The following is a 21,747-nucleotide window of genomic DNA, read 5'->3' as shown; positions in this document are numbered from 1 at the left end:
TGATTTTTTGATGTGATGCCATGAAGCCTTACCAGTTGCCAGAAATCGTGAAAAAGTCCGAGCGCCTGCTTGTTGATATTGAACAGGCAGTGCGCGGATTCGCCCGATACCACAAGTACACCCTCGGAACTGACATGCGCCGTCAGGCCATGGCCGTGCTGCGCATGTGTCACCGCGCCTGGCGCGATCGCAGTCGTCAGCTTTACTGGGTAAACGAACTGGTATGGGCAATCGATGAGCTCAAGTTGAGCCTGCAACTGGGAAGCCAGCTTCATGCCTTTAAAAGCTTCAAGCAGTTCGAGTCGTTAATTCGCGCCGCCGAGGAAGTTGGCCGGTGCGCGGGTGGCTGGAAACGTCAACTTCACCGAAAGGGCCAGAATTCGGGTAGCAATGCCTCCCCGGAGCGTGCCCAGATACTGAGTGGCCGCGCCGCCTCTGCAGGGTATGTGGGGGCCAACCAATGACGAAACCGTACTACCGTGCTGGATGTTCGGAAGGGTCGAAAGAGTGCGGCAAAGCTGCTGTTTGGTGCGTCAATTTCAACAACGGCAATGTCAACAACAACCACCGCAACAACAACGCGTGTGTTCGGGCGGTTCGTTCCGGTGAGTATCACGGTGACAGGGAAGTTTCTCTTCAAGAGCTGCACAAAGCATGGCGCGGCGCCCGATCAGGTAAAAAGCCAAGCCAGAACCAGCTGGCGTTCGATGCCAGGTGGGCCGATGGTCTGCTGGGTCTTCAGCGTCGCATCAACGATGGATCATGGGAACCAGGGCGCAGCGCCTGCTTTGTGGCCACGCGCCCTAAGGCCCGGGAAATCCACGCCCCGGACTTCGCTGATCGCGTAGTCCATCACTGGCTGGTGCCCCAGCTGGAAAAGCTATGGGAGCCAGCGTTTATTTTCGACAGCTACGCCAATCGCAAAGGCAAGGGCAGCCATGCCGCCGTGCGTCGCCTGCAGAAGTTCGTTCGCCAAGTCGACAGCGGCCAGCACAGCGGCTGGTATCTGCAGCTCGACATTCACAACTTCTTCAATTCCATTCACCGCCCAACCCTGTGGGCGATGCTCAAGAAGAAGTTGACCAAAGCCAACGCATCCAACCAGGTGATGCATGCCACCCATGCCCTGCTGCGTAGGCCGCCACTACATGTCGGAGTGATCTACCACGGTACGGCAGAAGAGCGTGCAATGGTGCCACCACACAAGCGACTGGAGAATGCGCGCCCTGGTTGTGGACTGCCTATCGGAAACCTGAGCTCCCAGTTTTTTGCCAATGTTTACCTGGACAAGCTCGACCAGTTCGTAAAGCACACCTTGAAGGCAAAGAGATACCTGCGCTATGTCGACGATTTCGTGATAGTTCACAGCGACAGAAACCAGCTCGCCGAATGGCAACGGCAGATTGTGGAATTCATAGACAGAGAGCTACAACTTCGCTTGAAACCAGACATCCGATTGCGGCCCCTGAAAGATGGAATCGACTTTCTCGGTTACATCGTCCGACCAACCCACACCCTTGTGCGCCGCCGGGTTGTAACTCATGCGCGCCAGGCACTATCGGATTGGCAGAAAAAGTGTGTGCGCGGCGGAACCATCCAGGCAACGCCGGAGCAGTACCGATCCATCGCGTCTACCGCAGCCAGTTACGAGGGCCACTTTCGGCACGCCAATAGCGCAAGGCTCAAACAAAAGATGAATCGGGAATTTCCTTGGCTTCCTACCGCCATCAGAAAACGGAAGTTTGACTACCGGCTTGAAGAGCGAACAGTTCCAATAAAATTAGTTTAGTTGGGTCGCGCCGGTAGGGGCGGCTTTAGTATCGGAATGAGAAAAATGAATTCAATCTCTGTGAATAGCTATTTCTGTGGGGCCGGGTTGATGGATGTGGGTCTGCTGCAGGCGGGAGTGCAGATCAATCAGGCGTTTGAACTGGACACCGACGCCTGCAAGACCTACCGACACAATCTCGGAAATCACGTCCGCCAGTGCGACCTGACCGAAGAATTGGTGCTGGAGCAAGGCGCGGCAGATGGCATGGTGTTCACCTATCCCTGCACCAAATACAGCACCATTGCGGACATTCACGGCACGCGCACCGGTGACGAGCTGTTCCTTCACGCACTGCGCCATCTCGCTCTTGCCCGTCCTGAATTCTATGTGGTTGAGAATGTGCCGGGGCTGCGAGCTTTCCCAGTAGTGATGGAGGCCATGTGCCAGCTGCCGGATTACTACGTGCATGTGTTCTGCCCTGTCGAGTCCAGTACCTGGCTACCGCAGCGGCGCAGTCGGCTGATTATCATCGGCACCCGCCGTGAGTTCGCCATTCGGCCACCGGAGTCTGCCCGAGCGGTGAGGTTGTCCGAGATCCTCGAGGAAGAACCGCGCGTAACTCTGCCGAAGGCCATAGGCGAGCGCATGGGTGGCAAGTACCGCGACCTTCCGATTATCAGCGACCCGGCCAACGACGACCAGGCACCGACCTGCGTGGCTCACTACGCAAAGGACAAGAGCACCCGGCTGGTGCGGGATAAGCGCTACCCGCTGGGAGTGCGGCCCTACTCCGTTCGTGAGTATGCTCGCCTGCAGGGCCTGCCGGATAGCTTCACATTCCCAGTCTCGGACACGGCCGCATATCGACAGATCGGCAACGGCGTATCGGTACCGGTTGGCCGCTGGATAGGCGGTGAAATCCTGAGGTATATGAGTAAATCTACAGGGCTTAGGAGGGTCGCATAGATGTGTGACCTGATTCCCCACACCAAAGCCAACCGCGAATTTTTCGCCCCCGGAGCCGCCCCTGCACGCACTAAGTGGTGCGATTGGATAGCGCGTGGCGTGGTGCGCGGCAAGATCATCGACGGCGCACCCTACATCGACGCCAACTGGTTCGCCGCGAATGACTGCATGGCGCCGCCACCAGAAGAGGTAAAAACAACCGCAATGGACCTGCTGAGATAACGTAATGGTAAGGCCGAAAAAAACCCGCATCGTCGACGGCACGGAGCTGGTAGACAACCTCTACCCCGATCCGCGCAAACGTCCCGGTTACTACCGGTACCGCCGCGCCAATGGCACGGACAAGATTTTCCAGGCGGAAAGCGTTCAGGAAGCAAATCGTATTGCCACTGAGGCCAACGCGCTGCGCGATACTGCCGTGGCCACGCCAGAGCGCGTTCCTAATCGCCAGCAGCTGGCATTCCATGTGCCCGAGTACATCGCTTACCAGCAGCGCCTAAACCCCGCGCTGGTCGGCAAAAAGAGCTGGCACAACCGGGTCTACGCGCTGCACCAGTTCGCCGAAAAGTTCAGCGCTACCCCAGTGGGCCACATCACGTGGCAGCAGGTTTCCACCTGGTGGGACGATCTCACCTACAACCAGCAGAAGCTGCGCCATGCGGAGTTCCGCAAGCTGTTCAATTGGCTGATGGCCAAAGGCCTGATGCCAAAGCTGCAGTACAACCCGTTCACCACCGCTGACGACCGACCGCGCCTGATCGCCAAGCAAAAGCCGCCAAAATCTCGCGCCGCACTCACTGTTGCCCAGTACTGGAAAATCTACCGGCAGGCCGGGGAAATGGAGCTGGAGGCCCTGCAGGTCGCTATGGCCCTATCCCTGCTCACCACCTGGCGTCGGGAGGACATCTGCAGCCTGCAGTGGGATCAAAACATCAAAGACCGCACCCTGCAGCTCGTAGTCGCCAAAAGCGCCGCGCAGAAAGGCCACGCCCGCGCAGCCCGGCAGGCATGGAACCTGGATCAATACCCAGCGCTTGCGAGGGTAATAAATCGGGCGCGAGAACTGAGTCTGCAGAATCGCAGATGCCCATTCATCGTCAGCCACTGGCCAGAGCGTAGAATCTGGGGGAGCAAGGAACATTTGGCTCAAGTCACGCCGGAGCGGCTTAGCAGGATGTTTGCAGAGGTGCGGGACGCCTGCGGGATCAAGGGCGGGCAGTCATTCCACGAGGTCAGGGGGCTCGCATCAACGCTATACCGGATCGCGGGATATGGTGTGGAGCAAATACAGGAATTGATGGCACACGAGAGCAAGGGCACAACCCTGGGCTACCAGGACGCGGACGCCCTGCCCTATACGCCGATGAATTTTGTGTTACCGGATGATGTGATAGGTGGGGAGTTTTGAGTTTGTGTGCGGTGTTTCTGTGCAGTTAATGTGCGCCCGGTTCAAGGAACCGGGAGTTCACAAAAAACTGTTTTAAAAACAGATAGATATGGTCGGAGCGGCCGGATTTGAACCGACGACCACCACACCCCCAGTGTGGTGCGCTACCAGGCTGCGCTACGCTCCGACAAGTAGCAATCAATCGTGCCGCTTTCCTTGGAAAAATCAGCTAAGTGATTGATTTATAAGGGGCATCGCTTGGCGATGAGGCGCAAATAATACCGAAGTGCCGGGGGAATGCAAGCCCGAATTTGCGCCTTTTGGGCTTTGTGACGTTCAGGTCTCCAGCAGGGTCAGAACGTCTTCCAGTTCGGCGATCATCTGCGGGATGATCTGCTGTGCCTGTACCGTCTGCACCTTCTCTGAGGCGCCGGATTCCATCTGCAGCCGTGCACCGCCGATAGTGTAGCCCTCTTCGTACAAGAGCGCGCGGATCTGGCGGATCAGGATGACGTCCTGATGTTGGTAGTAGCGGCGGTTGCCGCGGCGTTTGACCGGGCTAAGCTGCGGGAATTCCTGTTCCCAGTAGCGCAGTACATGAGGTTTGACGGCGCACAGCTCGCTGACCTCACCGATGGTGAAATAGCGTTTACCGGGGATTACCGGCAGTTCGCTGTTATGACTCGCTTCCAGCATCTTCTTCTACTCGTGCCTTGAGTTTTTGCCCTGGCTTGAAGGTAACCACCCTTCTCGCGGAAATGGGGATTTCTTCACCAGTTTTGGGATTCCTTCCCGGGCGCTGGCTTTTGTCACGCAGATCGAAGTTACCGAAACCGGATAGCTTCACCTGCTCGTTATTTTCGAGGGCATTACGGATTTCTTCAAAGAAATACTCGACGATTTCTTTGGCTTCGCGTTTGTTAAAACCCAGCTCTTCGTACAGCTTTTCGGCGAGCCCGGCCTTTGTCAGTGCCTCTGTCATTGGTTCCTGCCAATAAGTCCAGAGGCGTCGACTCCCGGTTGTAAGCCCAGTACCGCAGCGGCTTTAACCCGGAGGCAGACGCTCTCGGGGTGCGCATATCAGGCTGCGCACCCCGAGCACTGTCGGTTAACGCAGACTGGCGTTGTATTTTTGTTCTAGTTCACGGACTACCGCATCCACTGCGGCATTGATTTCTTCGTCGTTAAGGGTGCGCGAGGGATGCTGAAAGGTCAAGCCCATAGCGACACTTTTTCTATTAAAATCAATGCCTTTGCCCTGATAGACGTCAAAAATGTTGAAGTCGGTCAAGAATTCTCCGGCAGTTTCGACGGCGGTCTGTTTGAGGCTGCCGGCGGTGACATCTACATCCACCAGCACGGCCAGATCGCGACGCACTTCCGGGAATTTGGACAGCGGCGCAAAGGCCGGCAGCCGGGTGTCGCCCATTGCCTTCAGGCTGAGTTCGAACAGGAACGCGGCCTTGGGCAGGTCCAGCGCTTTCTGCAGTTGCGGGTGCAGGGTTCCCAGTACGCCGACAGGCTTGCCGTTGCGCAGTACCTGGGCGCACTGCCCCGGGTGCAGCGCCGGGTGGCGTGCGGGCTCGAAAGTGAACTCGTCATCGGCCGACAGGTGAGAGACCAGGGCTTCCACATCGGCTTTGATATCGTAGAAGTCCACCAGGTCTTTACCGCCAGTCCAGCCTTCCGGGGCACGGGTGCCGTAGATCAGGCCTGCAATCATCGGCTCCTGCGCCAGGTTCTCGCGGGACTGATCGGCACCGGGCACAAACCGCAGACCGGTTTCAAACAGGCGAACGCGGTCTTGCTGACGGTTCAGGTTGTACTGCAGCGCTTTGACCAGTCCGGGCATCAGGGTGGAGCGCATCACGGACAGTTCGGCACTGATAGGATTCTGCAGGGCGAGCGGCTCTACGTCCGGATCGAACTGGGCGGCGGATTCGCGATCGATAAAGCTGAAGGTGATCGCCTCTTGATAGCCACGGGACAGTAGGGTGCGCTCCAGGCGCTCGCGGTCCAGCTTGTCTTCGCGCTCGGGCACAACATCCAGGGCCGCACTGAAGCTGATGCTGGGGATACGGTTGTAGCCGTATACCCGGGCCAGCTCCTCCAGCAGGTCGGATTCGATAGCGAGGTCGAAGCGGAAGCTGGGCACCAGGAAGGTCCAGCCTTCCCCGTCTTCGCTCAGCTTTTCCAGGCCCAGGCGGGTGATGATCTCGACGATCTCGTCGTCCGCCATATCGATACCGAGGCCGTTCTTCACCCGTGCGCGGCGCAGGGTAATGCGGCGCTCGGCAGGTACGGATTCTGTGATCTCACGTAGATGTACCGGGCCCGGCTCACCGCCGACGATATCCAGCAGCAGCTGGGTGGCGCGCTCTACCGCTTTCTCCTGCAGGCGATAGTCTACGCCGCGCTCGAAGCGGTGGGAGGAGTCGGTGTGCAGACCATAGGAGCGCGCCTTGCCGGCAATCGCCAGTGGGCTGAAGAAGGCGCTCTCGAGGAAGATGTCTTTGGTCTCGGTGGTTACCGAAGAATCCAGCCCCCCCATGATACCGGCGATGGCCAGCGGGCCCTTGTCGTCGGCGATGACCAGGGTGCCCTGCTGCAGTTTCACTTCCTGCTCGTCCAGCAGCGTGAGTTGCTCGCCGGCTTCCGCCATGCGTACCTGGATGCCGCCATTCAGTTTGGCGAGATCGAAGGCATGCATGGGCTGACCGAATTCCAGCAGGACATAGTTGGTGACGTCTACCACCGGATCGATACTGCGCAGGCCGCTGCGACGCAGGCGTTCCTGCATCCACAGAGGCGTAGTCGCACTGATATCAATATTGCGGATGACGCGACCCACATAGCGCGGACAGGCGTCTTCCGCCAACAGGGAGACCTGCAGGCTGTCGTCGATTTGCGGCGCGACCGGTTCAACTGCCGGGCCCTCTACCGCGGCGCGGTTGAGTACGCCCACTTCGCGCGCGATACCGGCCACCCCGAGGCAGTCGGAACGGTTCGGGGTCAGGTCGACTTCGATGATGCTGTCGTCAAGCTGCAGGTATTCCCGCAGATCGGTACCGGTGGGGGCATCGGCGGGCAGCTCCCAGATACCGTCGCTGTCATCGCCCAGTTCCAGTTCGGTCTGTGCGCACAGCATGCCGAAGCTTTCGACACCCCGCAGCTTGGCTTTCTTGATTTTGAAATCACCGGGTAGCTTGGCGCCTACCAGGGCAAACGGTATCTTGATGCCGACGCGGGCATTGGGTGCGCCGCAGACCACCTGCATTTCCCCTTCCGGGTGGCCCTGCACTTTACATACGCGCAGCTTGTCCGCGTCCGGGTGCTGTTCGCAGGCGACGATCTCGCCGACCACGACGCCGGAAAAGGTACCGGCAACCGGCTCTACTGCGTCCACTTCCAGGCCGGCCATGGTGATCTGGTCTGCCAGTTGTTGCGCTGTCAGGTCCGGGTTTACCCACTCCCGTAACCAGGCGTTGCTGAATTTCATAAGCGTTCTCTAGTTCAGAATTCTTTCTTGCTGCTGTTCGTTGGGCGGGCCTTTGGCCCGTTTGCGGAGCGGGAGCTCCGCGTTCCCGGGGGTCAGAACTGCTTGAGGAAGCGCAGGTCGTTGTCGAAGAACAGGCGCAGGTCGTTGACGCCGTAGCGCAGCATGGCCATACGCTCTACCCCGAGGCCGAAGGCAAAACCGGAGTACTTCTCGCTGTCGATATCACAGGAGGCAAACACGTTCGGATGCACCATGCCGCAACCGAGAATTTCCAGCCAGCCGGTACCGGAACATACACGGCAGCCGTCGCCGCCACAGGCAGTACATTGAATGTCCGCTTCTGCAGAGGGCTCGGTGAACGGGAAGTAGGACGGACGGAAGCGCACGGGCACGTCCGCCTCAAAGAAGGCTTTCAGGAACTGATCAATACAGCCCTTGAGGTGCGCAAAGCTCACCCCTTCATCCACTACCAGCCCTTCCACCTGGTGGAACATGGGCGAGTGGGTAACGTCGGAATCGCAGCGGTATACGCGGCCGGGGCAGATGATGCGCAGCGGCGGATTCTTTTTCTCCATGGTGCGGATCTGCACCGAGGAGGTATGGGTGCGCAGCACGGTAGTCGGATCGATATAGAACGTATCGTGCATGGCGCGCGCCGGGTGGTGCGCGGGAATATTCAGGGCTTCAAAGTTGTAGTAGTCGCCTTCAACTTCCGGCCCTTGCTCCACGGAAAATCCGAGGCGCTGGAAAATCTCTTCAATACGGCGCAGGGTGCGGGTGATCGGGTGCGCATTGCCCTGCTCTTCTCCGCGGCCAGGCAGCGTGACATCGATGGTTTCTTTCGCGAGCTTTTCTTCAATCGCGGCCTTTTCCATCGCTTCGCGGCGGGTATTGATGGCCGCCTGCACCTGCTGCTTGGCTTCATTGATTTTGGCACCAGCCGCGGGGCGTTCTTCGGCAGACAGTTTGCCGAGACCTTTCAGTAACGCGGTGAGGTGGCCCTTTTTGCCCAGGTAATCTACCCGCACCTGATCCAGTGCTGCCAGGCCATCCGCCTGGCCAACCAGTTCCAGCGCCTGATCGGTGAGGGACTGCAAATCTTGCATTGAAAGCTTCTCGTTTTGATCGATGAGTTGCGTGTTTTACGTCCGCCTGTGCGGTTTTTATACGCTGTTGCGATACGCTTGGCCAAAACCGGCAGAACAACCGGTAAAAAAATAGGGAAGAGCCATTACAGCCCTTCCCTATTTTTAAAGCATAAATCCACCCGGACGGATGGATTTATTATGCAGACGCAATTAAGCGGCCAGGGCTGCCTTGGCTTTTTCAACTACGGCAGCAAAAGCGGCTTTATCGTATACCGCCAGATCAGCCAGAACACGGCGATCCAGAGCGATGTCTGCTTTCTTCAGGCCGGCGATCAGTCGGCTGTAGGACAGACCTTCAGCGCGGGATTGCGCGTTGATACGCGTGATCCACAGTGCGCGGAAGTTACGCTTCTTAACGCGACGGTCGCGGTAAGCGTACTGACCAGCTTTGATGACTGCCTGCTTGGCTACGCGGAATACGCGCGAACGCGCACCGTAATAACCTTTAGCCTGCTTCAGAATCTTCTTGTGACTACGACGCGCCACTACACCACGTTTAACACGGGCCATAACTATATCCTCTTAAACCTTTGCGAGTGGAGCCAATTACTTGGCGCGCAGCATGCGATCGACCAGGGTGGCGTCAGACTTGTTCATGGTCTGAGTGCCGCGCAGCTGACGCTTACGCTTGGTGGTCATCTTGGTGAGGATGTGGCTCTTGTTAGCGTGCTTGTGCTTGTAGCCCGCAGCCGTCTTCTTGAAGCGCTTGGCAGCGCCGCTGTGTACTTTTGCTTTCGGCATTTTGTACTCCAAATATTAAGGCGGACCTGAAAACAGGAGCCCGTATTGATGTTGACCACCCAACCGGGTGGCTTTCTTGGGAGTGAGAAGGCAGCCGTCGCCCGATCACATCCCTAAAAGAAGACTCGGGGTTGAACCCCAGGCCTTACTTTTTCTTTTTACTGGGAGCGATGACCATGATCATCTGGCGGCCTTCCATTTTCGGCCGCTGCTCCACAGTGCCCAGCTCCTCGAGATCTTTCTCGATGCGCTGCATCATTTCCATGCCCAGCTCCTGGTGTGCCATTTCACGGCCGCGGAAACGCAGGGAAACCTTGGCTTTGTCGCCCTGTTCCAGGAACTTGGTCAGGTTGCGCAACTTGATCTGGTAGTCGCCGATATCGGTACCGGGACGGAACTTCATTTCCTTGATCTGTTGCTGCTTCTGTTTCTTCTTGGCAGCGTTTTTGGCCTTTTTGGCCTCAAAAACGTGCTTACCATAGTCCATGATCTTACAGACGATGGGATCGGAGTCCGGGGCGATTTCAACGAGATCCAGGCTTGCACTCTGTGCCTTGTCCAGTGCCTCATCCAGAGACACAATGCCGACCTGTTCACCATCCGCGCCGATCAGCCGTACTTCTTTCGCCTCGATCTGATCGTTAATGCGAGCCTTTTTGGACTTTCCTTTCATATCTCGTTTAATAACACTCTTCTCCGGTTATTCAAAAAAATGTCTGTGGGGCGCCTGATGCCTTGGCAGTTTCTGTTGCTGCCTCGGCACATTCAGGAATACGTCGACCTGATCAGGCCTCGGCACTCTCAACAGCACCCTCAATAGACGAACGGCCGCGGCGATCCACATCCTGCCGGAGGAGTTCAAGGAATGACTCGAAAGTCATTGTTCCGAGGTCCTCACCGCTTCGTGTCCGCACGGCGACCGTCTGGTTTTCAACTTCCTTATCGCCGATTACCAGCAGATAAGGAACACGCTGTAGCGTGTGCTCGCGGATTTTAAAACCGATCTTCTCGTTTCTCAAGTCGGCAGCGGCACGGAAGCCGCCATCAGTGAGCTGAGACTCAAGATTTCGACAGTATTCCGACTGTCGATCGGTGATATTCATGATTGAAACCTGCTGCGGCGCCAACCAGGTGGGGAATGCCCCTTCGTAATGCTCGATCAGGATACCGATAAAGCGCTCGAACGACCCGAGAGTCGCCCGGTGCAGCATCACCGGGGTCTGACGGGAGCCGTCTTCCGCCACATACTGGGCGTCGAGACGACCCGGCATGGAGAAATCCACCTGAATAGTACCGCACTGCCATACCCGGCCGAGACAGTCCTTCAGGGAGAATTCGATCTTCGGTCCGTAGAAGGCGCCCTCACCCGGCAGTTCTTCCCAGGGCAGTTCCGCCGCATTCAGGGCATCCGCCAGGGCTTTTTCTGCCTTATCCCAGCTTTCGTCGGAGCCGACGCGCTGCTCGGGACGGGTGGAGAGGCGGTAAATCACCTCTTCAAAGCCGAAGTCCTTGTAGACCGCGTGCAGCAGGTCCATAAAGTCGGACACTTCCGACTGAATCTGGTCTTCGGTACAGAAGATATGACCATCGTCCTGCACAAAGCCACGTACGCGCATCAGGCCATGCAGGGAGCCGGACGGCTCGCTGCGGTGACAGGAACCAAATTCCGCCAGGCGCAGGGGCAGATCGCGGTAGCTGCGCAGGCCCTGGTTGAACACCTGCACGTGGCAGGGGCAGTTCATGGGCTTGATGGCGAACTGGCGGTCTTCGCTGGTCAGCGAGAACATGTCATCGCCGAACTTGTCCGCGTGGCCGGATTTCTCCCACAGGGAGAAGTCCACCAATTGCGGGGTCTTGATTTCACTATAGCCGCAAGCGCGCTGACGCTGACGCATATACTGCTCAACGGTACTGTAGATGGTCCAGCCATTGGGGTGCCAGAACACCATGCCCGGCGCCTCTTCCTGGATATGGAACAGGTCGAACTTCTTCGCCAGCTTGCGGTGGTCGCGCTTCTCCGCCTCTTCAATGCGGCGCAGATACGCTTTGAGTTCTTTCTTGTTGGACCAGGCAGTGCCGTAAACGCGGGTCAGCATTTCGTTTTTGGCATCGCCGCGCCAGTAGGCGCCGGCCACTTTGGTCAGCTTGAAGGCTTTCAGCTTGCCGGTGCTGGGCACGTGCGGGCCGCGGCACAGGTCTTCGAAGTCACCCTGGCGATACAGGGAGATATCTTCGTTGGTGGGAATACTGGCAATAATCTCTGCCTTGTATTCCTCGCCCATTTCGCGGAAGTATTTGACCGCTTCGTCCCGCGGCAGCAGGCGGCGACTGACCGGGATATCTTGCTTGGCCAGCTCTTCCATCCGCTTCTCGATCTTCTCGAGATCTTCCGGGGTAAACTGACGCTCGTAGGCAAAGTCGTAATAAAAGCCGTCTTCGATCACCGGGCCGATGGTGACCTGAGCACCGGGGTAGAGCTGCTTGACCGCCTGGGCCAACAGGTGCGCAGTGGAGTGACGGATAATTTCCAGCCCTTCCGGCTGGCGATCGGTCACGATCGCGAGATCGGTATCGTGATCGATGACAAAACTGGTATCCACTTCCTTGCCGTCGACCACACCAGCCAGGGCAGCTTTCGCCAGACCGGGACCAATATCATTGGCAACGTCGAATACGGAAACAGGATTGGAGAACTCGCGACGGGAACCGTCAGGGAGGGTGACAACAGGCATTGCACTTCCTTTTCTATCAGTGGCGATCCCTACGAAAGACCGCGTGATTGATCATGGTGTAGATAGCGGGCGAGACGCCCGGAGCGGGTCACAACAGCCTAGCAGCATTTGCTTTAACAGAAGTAACACGCGGGAAATTGGTAGACCCGAGCAGATTTGAACTGCTGACCTCTGCCATGTCAAGGCAGCGCTCTAACCAACTGAGCTACGGGTCTGAAGACTGGCAAACCGGGAATACTCAAAAACACGCCCGGCTGCAGAGGACGCGAACTTTAGCACCAGCTTTTTTGCTTTTCAACAAGCAAAATAAGAAAATTTTTCCGCCACTGGAGGTTGTTGCTGTATCGTGCCTTATCTCCATCTAGATCGAGCCTGGAACAGGACGCAGCAGGACGCATGCAGCAGTCATCCCCCTCTTCCCCCATCGCCTCCACTACCGCCAACACCATTGCGAACAATGGTTATCTGTTGGCACTAGCTGCGGCCGCCCTATTCTCGGTGAAAGCCATCTTTATCAAGTTGGCCTATCGCCACGGCGTCGACGTGGAAACCTTCATCCTGCTACGCATGGCCCTTGCCTTACCGTTCTACCTTGCAATCCTGATGCTGCTGAAGCGGCAGCGTGCGTGGCGTCCGATAAGCCGCCGCAATCTGCTACTGACGGTCGTGCTGGGACTTTGCAGCTACTACCTGGCGAGCTTTCTCGACCTGCAGGGGCTGCGCTATATCAGCGCCAACTTTGAACGCCTGATCATTTACCTGTACCCGACGCTGGTGCTTTTTCTGGGATGGTGCTTTCTGCGCAAACCGATTTCCCTGCCACAGTTGCTATGCATCTTTGGCGCCTATGCCGGCATTCTGCTGATTTACTGGCAGGATCAGAACTTCAGCACCAGTGCCCTGCCCCCATCCTGGGTCCAGCTCGATGGCACCAGCTGGGGCGCACTGCTGACCTTCGGCAGTGCGCTGAGCTTCTCGTTTTATGTCGCATTCAGCGAGGGCGTGATTCGGCAACTGGGCAGCCGCCAGTTCACCGCGCTGGCGATGCTGGTAGCGAGCGCGGCCATCGCCCTGCACTTTGCCCTGCAGGCAGACTGGAGCAGGATCAGTCAGCCCTGGCAGGTTTACGGGTATGCACTGACGGTAGCCTTTGTGTGCACCGTGGTTCCGTCACTGATGATGAGCGCGGCCATTGCGCAAATTGGCTCCGCCAGCACCGGCGCCATCGGCTCGTCCGGCCCGGTGATCACCCTGATTGCCGCGGCGCTGGTATTGGGGGAACCATTCACCGCCTATCACCTCGGGGGAATGGCCATCATTATCGGCAGCCTGCTGCTGATGAAACGCGTGGCCAGCCAGGAGACAAAACGCCCGACCGAGAAGGCCCAGCAAGCGGGTTGAGCAAGCGCTGACCGGCAACTCCCGCAGGAGATTACCGGCCAGCACTTCAGTCGCTCTGCAATGCGTCGATAGGATTGAGGCGGGAAGCCTTGATCGCGGGGTAAACCCCGAACAGCAGGCCGATGGCAGCACACACTGTGAACGACAACAGGATTCCGCTCACGGACCAGGAAACAGCCCACCCCGCATAGAGGGCAATCACCTCGGACAACAGCACACCGAACAGAATACCCAACAGACCGCCGAGAATGGCAATGGTAAAGCTCTCCACCAGATACTGATTACGAATATCCCGCCGGGTAGCACCGACAGCCCGCAACAGGCCGATCTCGCTAGTACGCTCCAGCACGGTCGCCAGCATGATATTCATGATTCCGATCCCGCCAACCAGCAGGGAAATGCCGGCAACACAGGACATGACGATATTGAAAATGGCCTGGGTTTCCATCTTCTGCGCCATCAGGGCAGCGGGCACCACCATGGTGAAATCTTTGACATTGCTGTGGCGACGATTGAGCAGATGGGTAATGGCCCGCGCCGCCTCGCCGGCATCCGTACCATCTACCAACTGAAACTTCAGCTCACTCACTTCCGCTGCCAGCGCCTCACTGGGAAACCGTTGCATGGCGGCGGATAGCGGGATAAACACCTGACCCTGCTCTGCCCCCAGCCGCACACCTTCAAACTCGGACCCGGCTACAAACGGAGAATCCAGCACGCCGACCACGGTGAACCACAGCTGGTTGATCTTGATCTGCTCTCCCACTGCGGACCGCGCGGGAAACAACTGCTGCGCCACCGACTCGCCCAATACCGCCACCTGGGCAAAGTACTGCTCATCTGCATCGTCGATCAGACGTCCGGCGGACAGCTGAAACGGGGACATACGAAAATAACCGGGGCTGACACCGGTGGCAGCAGCCTCACTCTTGCCGTACGCGCTAAACAGACTGTAAGTCTCAATGGATTTCTGCGCAGCAAAAGCCTCCACAAAACCCAGAGTAGCAAGCACCGCTTCACCATCGCGGAAACTGAGGCCGGTAGAATGCTTGCGCTGCTCGAAGAGCTCCTCCTGCTCCAGCTCGACGCCCTGCACGATCAGATTGTTGAGCCCCATGGTTTCGATCATGCGCAGGGCCTCGCGCTCAGCCCCCTTACCGATATTGAGCATCGCGATCACTGCACCGACACCAAAGATCATCCCCAATAGCGTCAGCAGCGTGCGCAACTTGTGCTGAGCCAACTCCCCCAACGCTTCACGAAAGCTCGCCAACAGTGCCCGGCGACCCTGGGACGGCCGAAGCAATGACGACAGCCGCAAATACCAGGCCGAACTGACCGCACCATCTTGTGCAGCATCTGTCGGTTCAACACCTGCGTCTTGTGCACTCATGTTCCGACCTCCTGCGACAAGACACTACCCGGGCTGACTTCATACAGGGCAATTCGATCGCCGGGGGCCAGGCCGTCGACAATCTCCACATGGGTGGGCGTGGCACGCCCGGGGGTAACGTTGCGCCGCAGGAACTGACCGCCGCGGTATAGATAGACAAACACACCCGTGCTGTCCCGAAACAGGCACTGCGCTGGCACTTCGAGACGTCGCCCGGCATCCGCCACCCGGATCTGTGCGCGCACACCACGGCCGAGCTTGAACTGCTGCGGGAACTGCTTATCGAATACCGCGACCACCTGGTAATACTTCTGCGGATTGCCGCGTTCGATGGTAGACGGCGCCGCGCTAATGCTTTCCACTTGACCGGCAAAACGCTGCGCCGGATCCGTTTCAAACCACAGCGTGATTCCCTGCCCCTCAGTAAGGCCTACCGCTTCTCGCTCCGCAACCTGCAACTTTGCCTGCATCACACTGGTGTCCGGCAGATCCGCCACCTTGTGTCCCGGCCAGATCTGACCACCCACCTGAGGCTTTTCCCCGCGCCAATTGGCGGAATAGGTCAACAGCCCATCGTGCGGGGCAACAACTTCCAGCTCTGACAACCCCTGTGACAATCGCGCAATCTGCGCACTGTGCTTCTGTTGCTGTACGGAAAGGACCGCCAGCTCTCCTTCGGCACCCGCGGAAAAGCGCGCATTTTTCCAATCCAGGTAGCTGAGCTTCGACTGCAGATAACGGGTATCCAGCTGTTCTTCGAGAATTTCCAGGCGCGACTTGAGGCGTTCGTCATCCACTGAAAACCGCTCGGCAAATCGTTTCTCCACCGATACCTGATCGATATCCGTCAAAATACCCATTTGTTCCGTATCCAGAAGGCCACGCTTTTCCCGCAGGTCCTCCTCTGCCAAAGACAGCTCCCCTACGGCCCTGCTCTTTTGGCGCCGCATCGATTTGCCGTCAAAGCGTGCAATTACATCCCCTTTTTTGACCAGGGAATACTCCGGTGCAAGCCACGAGATAAACTTCGGTGGCCCGGAAGACGGCGCCTGAATCGAGGTCGCGGATGCCGCCTCCAGTTCACCCCGTGCCGGCACCAGCGCCTGGCGCTCGCTGTACTGGATTTGGTACAGCAGCGGGTCCGACTGTTTTTCCGCACAAGCGGATAGAAAAAGGGAGACCCCCAACCAAACGATCGCGCGTATTCTCATGGTGCCTCCCCGGTCGACGACACTTGCTGCGCCCCTTGGCTGGTGGAGGCAATCAGTGAAAGGGCCGCTGTCATACCCGGTTTCAACGTACGACTGCCATCGTCTTCCAGGCCCACCAACAGATCCACCACCCGGCGACGATCCCCTCGGGCGCGATCACGTACCACACGCCCCTGCTCCTGAATCTGGCCCCGCAGGGTGATCGCTTCGGCACCATCAATAACCACTTCCATATCCGCGCCTACGCGGAGAAAAGCCTTGTCCACCTCGTCTGCCTGTGCGCGCACCCGCATCTGGCTGAGGTCGGAGATCTGTATCACCGGCTGACCAAAACGCACCGATTCGCCCTCGGAAGGTTTCTCGCCTTTCCAGTTTGCGACGTACTGCACCAGACCACCGATGGACGCCTTTACCTTCAGCTTTTCCAGCTCCGCTTCCAGCGCCGCCACCTCTCCCTCGAACCGCGTCACCTTGCGTCGGGCCATGGAAATGCGCAGCGCACCGGTACGCTTATGCATTTCTGCCAGCTTCCGCACCAGGGCCAGATCGTTACTGGCAATTTCAAAATCAATTGCGGCTTTTTCCCGCTCATTTCTGGACATGGAATGATCGAGAATACTGGCGCGGCGTTGGGCCTTCTCGAATTCCGCCCGCTTTTCTTCAATCGCCAGAATATCGTCCTTTGCGATCTGCTTTTCCTTCAGCAAGGTATTGTTAAGCTCACTCCGCCAATGCTTCAGCTCAGATTGCTTTTCGATCAAGCGCTCCCGTACGGGCTTATCGCCAAACTCGACGACCACCATCCCTTCTTCCACGAAGCTGTTTTCCGGCACCATGTGCTTGATGTTGTACTGCCACATGCGATGAATTGCCGGCGGCGCCACCATTACCGCGCGCGCGGACTCCAACTCCCCCGAAACCGATAACGGCGAGCTCCGCACCGCTGCCACGGGTGCGCCATCAACCTTTCCCGAAGTGCTCCCGCCCGCACTGCTGTCACCCGCACTGTTGTCACCGCAGGCGGTAACCAGAAACGCCAGAATGCATACTTGCCACTTCATTGAACGGCCTCCGGGAACTCAATCCGCGCGCTCATGCCCGGCAACAATTCCAGCTCCGGTGTTTCGCTAAATTCAAACATCAACCGGTAATACAGCCCGGGGCCCAGCTCCTGTCGCTTTTGCGGCTGGACTGCGATTTCGGCGAGCTGCGCCGGGAAGCGGCGCTGGAGATAGGCATCAAAAATGAGCTCGGCTGCCTGACCACTGCGCACCCGGTCAACGTCAATTTCATGCAACCAGGCCTCTACGTAGAGGTCGCTCATGGAGGGGATCTCTGCAATCGTCCACCCCGGCTGCGCCGTCATTCCCACAAACACCCGCTCACCAGTCCAAGGGTGCTTGCCATATAGCACCGGCCCGGAACGCTCTGCATGCAGGGACATAGACGCCAGCTGTCCGCGCTTGTATTCGAGCCTGGTCTCGGCACCGGCGATCTTTACCCGTTGTTTTTTTGCCGCCACCTGTCGAGTCAATTCCGCCTGGGCCAAATCTTTCTCTGCTTTACGCACCGCGGACTCGGCCTCTTTTTTGGCCACCTGGTAGGATTCATACTCGTAGGCGCTCAGGTACTTTTTGGGGACCGCGGCATCAATAGCGGCCTTTTTCAGCAGTAACTGCGCACGCTCCAGAGCATAGGTTTTCTCCAGCTCATCCTGCGCGAATTTGCTGTCATCTTTGTCAAGCTTTTCCCGCGCGGTATCCAGAACAACCTCTTCCGAATCGATTTCCCCCTGGATGGCCGCACCGTCAAACACGGCGACAATGTCACCGGGCTGCGCCACCTGACCCTCTGGCATCAGCCATTGCACCTCTACGCGCCAGTTATCGGTCATCGGCGAGATGAAAGACTGGCTTTTCTCTGCCCGCACCTGACCACTCAGCAACAGTGGTGCTTGCTCCGCCCATACCACCGAAGGCACAAGACTCAGCAGCAAGCACGCCATCAACGGAAACCGCAGGGCTATACAACGCATTGCGTAGCCTCCGTTTTTGAATCCTCTATAACAGTGCCATCGCTCATCCGGATAATACGCTGGGCACGACTGGCCACCTCCGGCTCGTGGGTCACCATGACAATCGTCTGTCCCTCACCGTGCAGGGCGCAGAGCAATTCAAGAATTTCTTCGGAGGTTTTGCTATCCAGGTTGCCGGTGGGCTCGTCAGCAAAGATAACCTTTGGGCGATTGATCAACGCGCGCGCAATCGCCACCCGCTGGCGTTGCCCACCGGACATTTCGAATGGGCGATGATCAATACGGTGTCCAAGGCCGACCCGGGTGAGCATTTCCACGGCGCGCTCACCGGGATCCTCCAGCAGCCCTTCCGTCTCGGCGGCCCCGGTGTCGGCAAAACGCAGGGGCAACATCACGTTCTGCCGCGCAGTCAGTCGCGGCAGCAGGTGAAAGGTCTGGAAAATAAAGCCGATATGGCGATTGCGGATAGCAGAGAGGGATTCGTCATCAAAGCTCGAGACTTCGCGGCCATCGAGCCAGTAGTGACCGGCCGTCTGTTGATCCAGACAACCGAGGATATTCATCAATGTCGACTTGCCGGACCCGGAAGAGCCCATGACTGCGACAAATTCGTTTTGCTCGATGTGCAGTGAGACATCGCGAAGCGCCGTAACTCTGGCATCCCCGTCGCCATACTCCCTGCGCAGCCCTGTTATTTTTATCACGCGTCAATCCATTGAGATCGTTGAGTGCTTCTAGTTCGTTACACCACACTCGTAATACGATATTCAAATTATTACCGCAGACTACCCAATCCCTCCACAGGGCGCAACACGCGAAGACGCCGCCCGAATCGTCGCCGTACGCACCTGCCGGCAACTACTGCAGCGCTTTGAGCCGGGAGATTTCGTCGCGCAGCTTGGCGGCCGTTTCGAATTCGAGGTTCTTGGCGCTTTCGTACATCTCCTGCTCCAGCTCTTCGATACGCGCCCAGCGCTCTTTGTCTGACAGCGGTTTCTGCCCGGCATTGTAGGTGCCGCCCTTCTCCGCCACCTTGCGCTTGCCACGGGCTGGCACGCCGGGGGCAATGGCGCCCTCCATGATGTCAGCGACGCTCTTACTGATCCCTATCGGAGTGATACCGTGCTCGGCGTTGTGACTGAGCTGTTTCTCTCGGCGCCGCTCGGTTTCATCCAGTGCCCGGCGCATGGAGTCGGTTACCTTGTCCGCATAGAGAATCGCCCGGCCCTCCAGATTCCGCGCGGCGCGACCGATGGTCTGGATCAGTGAGCGATCCGAACGCAGGAAGCCCTCCTTGTCCGCATCGAAAATCGCCACCAGGGCGACCTCGGGCATATCCAGACCTTCCCGCAACAGGTTGATCCCCACCAGCACATCGAACTCGCCGATACGCAGGTCGCGAATAATCTCGACCCGCTCCACGGTATCGATATCCGAGTGCAGGTAACGCACCCGTACATTGTTGTCCTGCAGGTACTCGGTGAGGTCTTCCGCCATGCGTTTGGTGAGTACGGTAATCAGCACGCGCTGCTCCGCCTCCACGCAGCGGCGGATTTCAGACAACGCATCGTCCACCTGAGTGGCCGCGGGGCGCACTTCCACTTTCGGGTCTACCAGACCTGTAGGCCGCACCACCTGCTCCACCACGGCACCGGCGTGTTCCGCTTCATATTTCCCCGGTGTGGCGGACACAAAAATGGTCTGCGGGGATAGCTGCTCCCACTCTTCAAACTTGAGCGGACGATTATCCAGCGCCGACGGCAGACGAAAGCCGTATTCCACCAGGGTTTCCTTACGCGACCGGTCACCGCGGTACATCCCGCCGATCTGCGGCACGGTTACGTGGCTTTCATCAATAAACAGCAGCGCATCGTGGGGCAGGTAATCAAACAGGGTCGGCGGCGGCTGACCAGGATCGCGCCCGGAGAGATAGCGGGAGTAATTCTCTACGCCGTTGCAGTATCCCAACTCCTGCATCATCTCAAGGTCATAGCGGGTGCGCTGCTCCAGCCGTTGCGCTTCCAGCAACTTATTGTTGTCCCGCATCTGCTTGAGGCGCTCTTTCAGCTCCTCTTTGATCCGGTCGATGGCATCCACAATCGTTTCCCGCGGTGTGACATAGTGCGACTTGGGAAAGATGGTGATCCGGGGCACTTTTTGCAGCACTTCTCCCGTCAGCGGATCGAACAGGGTGATTTCTTCGATCTCTTCATCAAACAGCGACAGGCGTACCGCCTCCATATCGGAGTCCGCCGGATAGATATCGATGATGTCGCCGCGCACCCGATAGGTGGCACGCCGGAAATCCGCATCGTTGCGGGTGTACTGCAGCTCGGCGAGGCGACGCAGAATAGTCCGCTGATCCACCAGATCACCGCGATCCAGGTGCAACACCATCTTCAGGTACTTGTCCGGATCCCCCAGACCGTAGATCGCGGAAACCGTGGCAACGACGATAACGTCTTTACGCTCAATCAGCGCCTTGGTGGCGGAGAGGCGCATCTGCTCAATGTGCTCGTTGACCGATGCGTCCTTCTCGATAAAGGTATCCGAAGACGGCACATAGGCTTCCGGCTGGTAGTAGTCGTAGTAGGAGACGAAATACTCCACCGCATTTTTGGGGAAGAACTCTTTCAGCTCACCGTACAACTGCGCCGCCAGGGTTTTGTTGTGCGCCATGACAATGGCAGGGCGCTGCACGCGCTCGATGACATTGGCCATGGTGAACGTTTTACCGGACCCGGTCACACCCAATAGCGTCTGATGGGCGAGACCATCCCCCACGCCTTCCACCAGCGCCTCAATGGCGGCTGGCTGGTCACCTGCGGGCGCATACTTGCTTTCCACCTTGAACGGGCGAGATTCCATACACTGCTTACCAAATTAAACTGTCGTCACCCCCGATACCGGGGAATGGGAAATTGTAGGCGCACTGGTGGCAATGCGACAAATAAAGCCCCTCACCTGACCGCGGCGGCGAGAAAATAAACACTGCAAAATCAACAAGTTAATTTTGAACAAAAGGGTTGACCTGCCCAGAGGGGCTCTATAAGATACGCGCCATCTGACCGGGACGGCATCTGCAATTCGGTTCAGATCACAGTTCCGCCTTAGCTCAGTTGGTAGAGCAAATGACTGTTAATCATTGGGTCGCTGGTTCGAGCCCAGCAGGCGGAGCCAAATTTGAAAACCCCGTAGATCGTAAAGATTACGGGGTTTTTATTTAGATTTAGCGCCGCACCGCTTATAGTGCCGCTCCAAAAAATTCCGCCTTAGCTCAGTTGGTAGAGCAAATGACTGTTAATCATTGGGTCGCTGGTTCGAGCCCAGCAGGCGGAGCCAAATTCGAAAAGGCTTAACTCTTACGGGTTAAGCCTTTTTTCGTTGTGCCGCAGAAATGGGAATACTCCCCGGCTTCTGCCACCTCCCCTTTTCCAACAATCGCCCCACCAATAAAAAGCGC

20 protein-coding genes and 4 tRNA genes are annotated in these 21,747 nt (G+C 57.8%); 8 read left to right on the top strand and 16 right to left on the bottom strand.

The features are described 5' to 3' along the window. Positions 1-20: 20 nt before the first annotated feature. Genes LPW13_RS05750 through LPW13_RS05730 form a run of 5 tightly spaced genes read left to right on the top strand, consistent with a single transcriptional unit; the run spans position 21 to position 4,145 of the window. Positions 21-464 (top strand): four helix bundle protein, encoded by a 444-nt coding sequence (locus LPW13_RS05750; protein ID WP_230438473.1) that lies wholly within the window; start codon positions 21-23, stop codon positions 462-464. Next, entirely contained in the window at positions 461-1,789 is a 1,329-nt protein-coding gene (locus LPW13_RS05745; RefSeq protein ID WP_230438472.1) for an RNA-directed DNA polymerase, read from the top strand. The genes LPW13_RS05750 and LPW13_RS05745 overlap by 4 nt, the downstream gene beginning before the upstream one ends. 45 nt (positions 1,790-1,834) lie before the next feature. Further along, positions 1,835-2,737 carry a DNA cytosine methyltransferase gene (locus LPW13_RS05740; RefSeq protein WP_230438471.1) on the top strand — a complete coding sequence of 301 codons (903 nt, stop codon included), beginning with the start codon at positions 1,835-1,837 and terminating at the stop codon, positions 2,735-2,737. Further along, positions 2,738-2,959, top strand: a complete 222-nt coding sequence (locus tag LPW13_RS05735; protein WP_230438470.1) for a hypothetical protein — start codon at positions 2,738-2,740, stop codon at positions 2,957-2,959. Between the two features lie 4 nt (positions 2,960-2,963). After that, a complete protein-coding gene (locus tag LPW13_RS05730; RefSeq protein WP_230438469.1) occupies positions 2,964-4,145 on the top strand; it encodes a tyrosine-type recombinase/integrase in 1,182 nt (393 codons plus the stop codon). Positions 4,146-4,234: 89 nt separating this feature from the next. On the opposite strand, the gene LPW13_RS05725 is transcribed toward LPW13_RS05730, so the two are convergent. The 10 genes from LPW13_RS05725 to LPW13_RS05680 form a co-directional block, all read right to left on the bottom strand. Continuing rightward, a tRNA-Pro gene (locus tag LPW13_RS05725) sits at positions 4,235-4,311 on the bottom strand. Positions 4,312-4,460: 149 nt separating this feature from the next. Further along, positions 4,461-4,820 (bottom strand): MerR family transcriptional regulator, encoded by a 360-nt coding sequence (locus LPW13_RS05720; RefSeq protein ID WP_230438468.1) that lies wholly within the window; start codon positions 4,818-4,820, stop codon positions 4,461-4,463. Further along, complete coding sequence (ihfA, locus tag LPW13_RS05715; protein ID WP_043315900.1) at positions 4,801-5,106, bottom strand: integration host factor subunit alpha; 306 nt, start codon at positions 5,104-5,106, stop codon at positions 4,801-4,803. The genes LPW13_RS05720 and ihfA overlap by 20 nt, the downstream gene beginning before the upstream one ends. Before the next feature lie 126 nt (positions 5,107-5,232). After that, positions 5,233-7,623 (bottom strand): phenylalanine--tRNA ligase subunit beta, encoded by a 2,391-nt coding sequence (gene pheT / locus LPW13_RS05710; protein ID WP_230438467.1) that lies wholly within the window; start codon positions 7,621-7,623, stop codon positions 5,233-5,235. 92 nt (positions 7,624-7,715) lie between these two features. Further along, positions 7,716-8,729 carry a phenylalanine--tRNA ligase subunit alpha gene (gene pheS, locus LPW13_RS05705; protein ID WP_230438466.1) on the bottom strand — a complete coding sequence of 338 codons (1,014 nt, stop codon included), beginning with the start codon at positions 8,727-8,729 and terminating at the stop codon, positions 7,716-7,718. A gap of 192 nt (positions 8,730-8,921) precedes the next feature. After that, positions 8,922-9,281, bottom strand: coding sequence for a 50S ribosomal protein L20 (gene rplT / locus LPW13_RS05700; RefSeq protein WP_010131381.1), 360 nt, complete (start codon positions 9,279-9,281; stop codon positions 8,922-8,924). A gap of 36 nt (positions 9,282-9,317) precedes the next feature. Beyond that, entirely contained in the window at positions 9,318-9,512 is a 195-nt protein-coding gene (gene rpmI / locus LPW13_RS05695; RefSeq protein WP_078086020.1) for a 50S ribosomal protein L35, read from the bottom strand. Positions 9,513-9,657: 145 nt separating this feature from the next. Beyond that, a complete protein-coding gene (infC, locus tag LPW13_RS05690) occupies positions 9,658-10,185 on the bottom strand; it encodes a translation initiation factor IF-3 (protein WP_230438465.1) in 528 nt (175 codons plus the stop codon). A gap of 112 nt (positions 10,186-10,297) precedes the next feature. Next, positions 10,298-12,244, bottom strand: coding sequence for a threonine--tRNA ligase (gene thrS, locus LPW13_RS05685; protein ID WP_230438464.1), 1,947 nt, complete (start codon positions 12,242-12,244; stop codon positions 10,298-10,300). Between the two features lie 138 nt (positions 12,245-12,382). Beyond that, a tRNA-Val gene (locus tag LPW13_RS05680) sits at positions 12,383-12,459 on the bottom strand. 181 nt (positions 12,460-12,640) lie between these two features. Between LPW13_RS05680 and LPW13_RS05675 the strand changes: the two genes are divergently transcribed. Next, positions 12,641-13,645 (top strand): DMT family transporter, encoded by a 1,005-nt coding sequence (locus tag LPW13_RS05675; protein ID WP_230438463.1) that lies wholly within the window; start codon positions 12,641-12,643, stop codon positions 13,643-13,645. Between the two features lie 46 nt (positions 13,646-13,691). On the opposite strand, the gene LPW13_RS05670 is transcribed toward LPW13_RS05675, so the two are convergent. From LPW13_RS05670 to uvrB, 6 genes are all read right to left on the bottom strand, one after another. Further along, positions 13,692-15,038 carry an ABC transporter permease gene (locus LPW13_RS05670; RefSeq protein ID WP_230438462.1) on the bottom strand — a complete coding sequence of 449 codons (1,347 nt, stop codon included), beginning with the start codon at positions 15,036-15,038 and terminating at the stop codon, positions 13,692-13,694. Then, positions 15,035-16,249, bottom strand: a complete 1,215-nt coding sequence (locus tag LPW13_RS05665; RefSeq protein ID WP_230438461.1) for an efflux RND transporter periplasmic adaptor subunit — start codon at positions 16,247-16,249, stop codon at positions 15,035-15,037. The genes LPW13_RS05670 and LPW13_RS05665 overlap by 4 nt, the downstream gene beginning before the upstream one ends. Next, the gene (locus LPW13_RS05660; RefSeq protein ID WP_230438460.1) at positions 16,246-17,310 is read right to left on the bottom strand and encodes an HlyD family secretion protein; all 1,065 of its coding nucleotides are present in this window, start codon (positions 17,308-17,310) and stop codon (positions 16,246-16,248) included. The genes LPW13_RS05665 and LPW13_RS05660 overlap by 4 nt, the downstream gene beginning before the upstream one ends. After that, positions 17,307-18,284, bottom strand: a complete 978-nt coding sequence (locus tag LPW13_RS05655; protein WP_230438459.1) for an HlyD family secretion protein — start codon at positions 18,282-18,284, stop codon at positions 17,307-17,309. Before LPW13_RS05655 ends, LPW13_RS05660 begins: the two co-directional genes overlap by 4 nt. Beyond that, positions 18,272-18,988 carry an ABC transporter ATP-binding protein gene (locus tag LPW13_RS05650; RefSeq protein WP_230438458.1) on the bottom strand — a complete coding sequence of 239 codons (717 nt, stop codon included), beginning with the start codon at positions 18,986-18,988 and terminating at the stop codon, positions 18,272-18,274. The genes LPW13_RS05655 and LPW13_RS05650 overlap by 13 nt, the downstream gene beginning before the upstream one ends. Positions 18,989-19,142: 154 nt before the next feature. Then, positions 19,143-21,152 (bottom strand): excinuclease ABC subunit UvrB, encoded by a 2,010-nt coding sequence (gene uvrB / locus LPW13_RS05645; protein WP_230438457.1) that lies wholly within the window; start codon positions 21,150-21,152, stop codon positions 19,143-19,145. 236 nt (positions 21,153-21,388) lie between these two features. Here uvrB and LPW13_RS05640 point away from each other — a divergent pair. After that, a tRNA-Asn gene (locus LPW13_RS05640) sits at positions 21,389-21,464 on the top strand. Between the two features lie 86 nt (positions 21,465-21,550). Next, a tRNA-Asn gene (locus LPW13_RS05635) sits at positions 21,551-21,626 on the top strand. Positions 21,627-21,747 lie beyond the last annotated feature (121 nt).

This window comes from Microbulbifer celer (genome assembly GCF_020991125.1).
GTDB classification, from domain to species: Bacteria; Pseudomonadota; Gammaproteobacteria; order Pseudomonadales; family Cellvibrionaceae; genus Microbulbifer; species Microbulbifer celer.
The sequence above is the reverse complement of the archived record's forward strand: the minus strand, read 5'-3'. Positions and strand labels throughout refer to the sequence as shown.

Excerpts from the sequence above, each read along its gene's own strand:
- LPW13_RS05750 (WP_230438473.1), top strand. The coding sequence starts at position 21 with ATGAAGCCTTACCAGTTGCCAGAAATCGTGAAAAAGTCCGAGCGCCTG.
- LPW13_RS05745 (WP_230438472.1), top strand. The coding sequence starts at position 461 with ATGACGAAACCGTACTACCGTGCTGGATGTTCGGAAGGGTCGAAAGAG.
- LPW13_RS05740 (WP_230438471.1), top strand. The coding sequence starts at position 1,835 with ATGAATTCAATCTCTGTGAATAGCTATTTCTGTGGGGCCGGGTTGATG.
- LPW13_RS05735 (WP_230438470.1), top strand. The coding sequence starts at position 2,738 with ATGTGTGACCTGATTCCCCACACCAAAGCCAACCGCGAATTTTTCGCC.
- LPW13_RS05730 (WP_230438469.1), top strand. The coding sequence starts at position 2,964 with ATGGTAAGGCCGAAAAAAACCCGCATCGTCGACGGCACGGAGCTGGTA.
- LPW13_RS05720 (WP_230438468.1), bottom strand. The coding sequence starts at position 4,820 with ATGCTGGAAGCGAGTCATAACAGCGAACTGCCGGTAATCCCCGGTAAA.
- ihfA (WP_043315900.1), bottom strand. The coding sequence starts at position 5,106 with ATGACAGAGGCACTGACAAAGGCCGGGCTCGCCGAAAAGCTGTACGAA.
- pheT (WP_230438467.1), bottom strand. The coding sequence starts at position 7,623 with ATGAAATTCAGCAACGCCTGGTTACGGGAGTGGGTAAACCCGGACCTG.
- pheS (WP_230438466.1), bottom strand. The coding sequence starts at position 8,729 with ATGCAAGATTTGCAGTCCCTCACCGATCAGGCGCTGGAACTGGTTGGC.
- rplT (WP_010131381.1), bottom strand. The coding sequence starts at position 9,281 with ATGGCCCGTGTTAAACGTGGTGTAGTGGCGCGTCGTAGTCACAAGAAG.
- rpmI (WP_078086020.1), bottom strand. The coding sequence starts at position 9,512 with ATGCCGAAAGCAAAAGTACACAGCGGCGCTGCCAAGCGCTTCAAGAAG.
- infC (WP_230438465.1), bottom strand. The coding sequence starts at position 10,185 with ATGAAAGGAAAGTCCAAAAAGGCTCGCATTAACGATCAGATCGAGGCG.
- thrS (WP_230438464.1), bottom strand. The coding sequence starts at position 12,244 with ATGCCTGTTGTCACCCTCCCTGACGGTTCCCGTCGCGAGTTCTCCAAT.
- LPW13_RS05675 (WP_230438463.1), top strand. The coding sequence starts at position 12,641 with ATGCAGCAGTCATCCCCCTCTTCCCCCATCGCCTCCACTACCGCCAAC.
- LPW13_RS05670 (WP_230438462.1), bottom strand. The coding sequence starts at position 15,038 with ATGAGTGCACAAGACGCAGGTGTTGAACCGACAGATGCTGCACAAGAT.
- LPW13_RS05665 (WP_230438461.1), bottom strand. The coding sequence starts at position 16,249 with ATGAGAATACGCGCGATCGTTTGGTTGGGGGTCTCCCTTTTTCTATCC.
- LPW13_RS05660 (WP_230438460.1), bottom strand. The coding sequence starts at position 17,310 with ATGAAGTGGCAAGTATGCATTCTGGCGTTTCTGGTTACCGCCTGCGGT.
- LPW13_RS05655 (WP_230438459.1), bottom strand. The coding sequence starts at position 18,284 with ATGCGTTGTATAGCCCTGCGGTTTCCGTTGATGGCGTGCTTGCTGCTG.
- uvrB (WP_230438457.1), bottom strand. The coding sequence starts at position 21,152 with ATGGAATCTCGCCCGTTCAAGGTGGAAAGCAAGTATGCGCCCGCAGGT.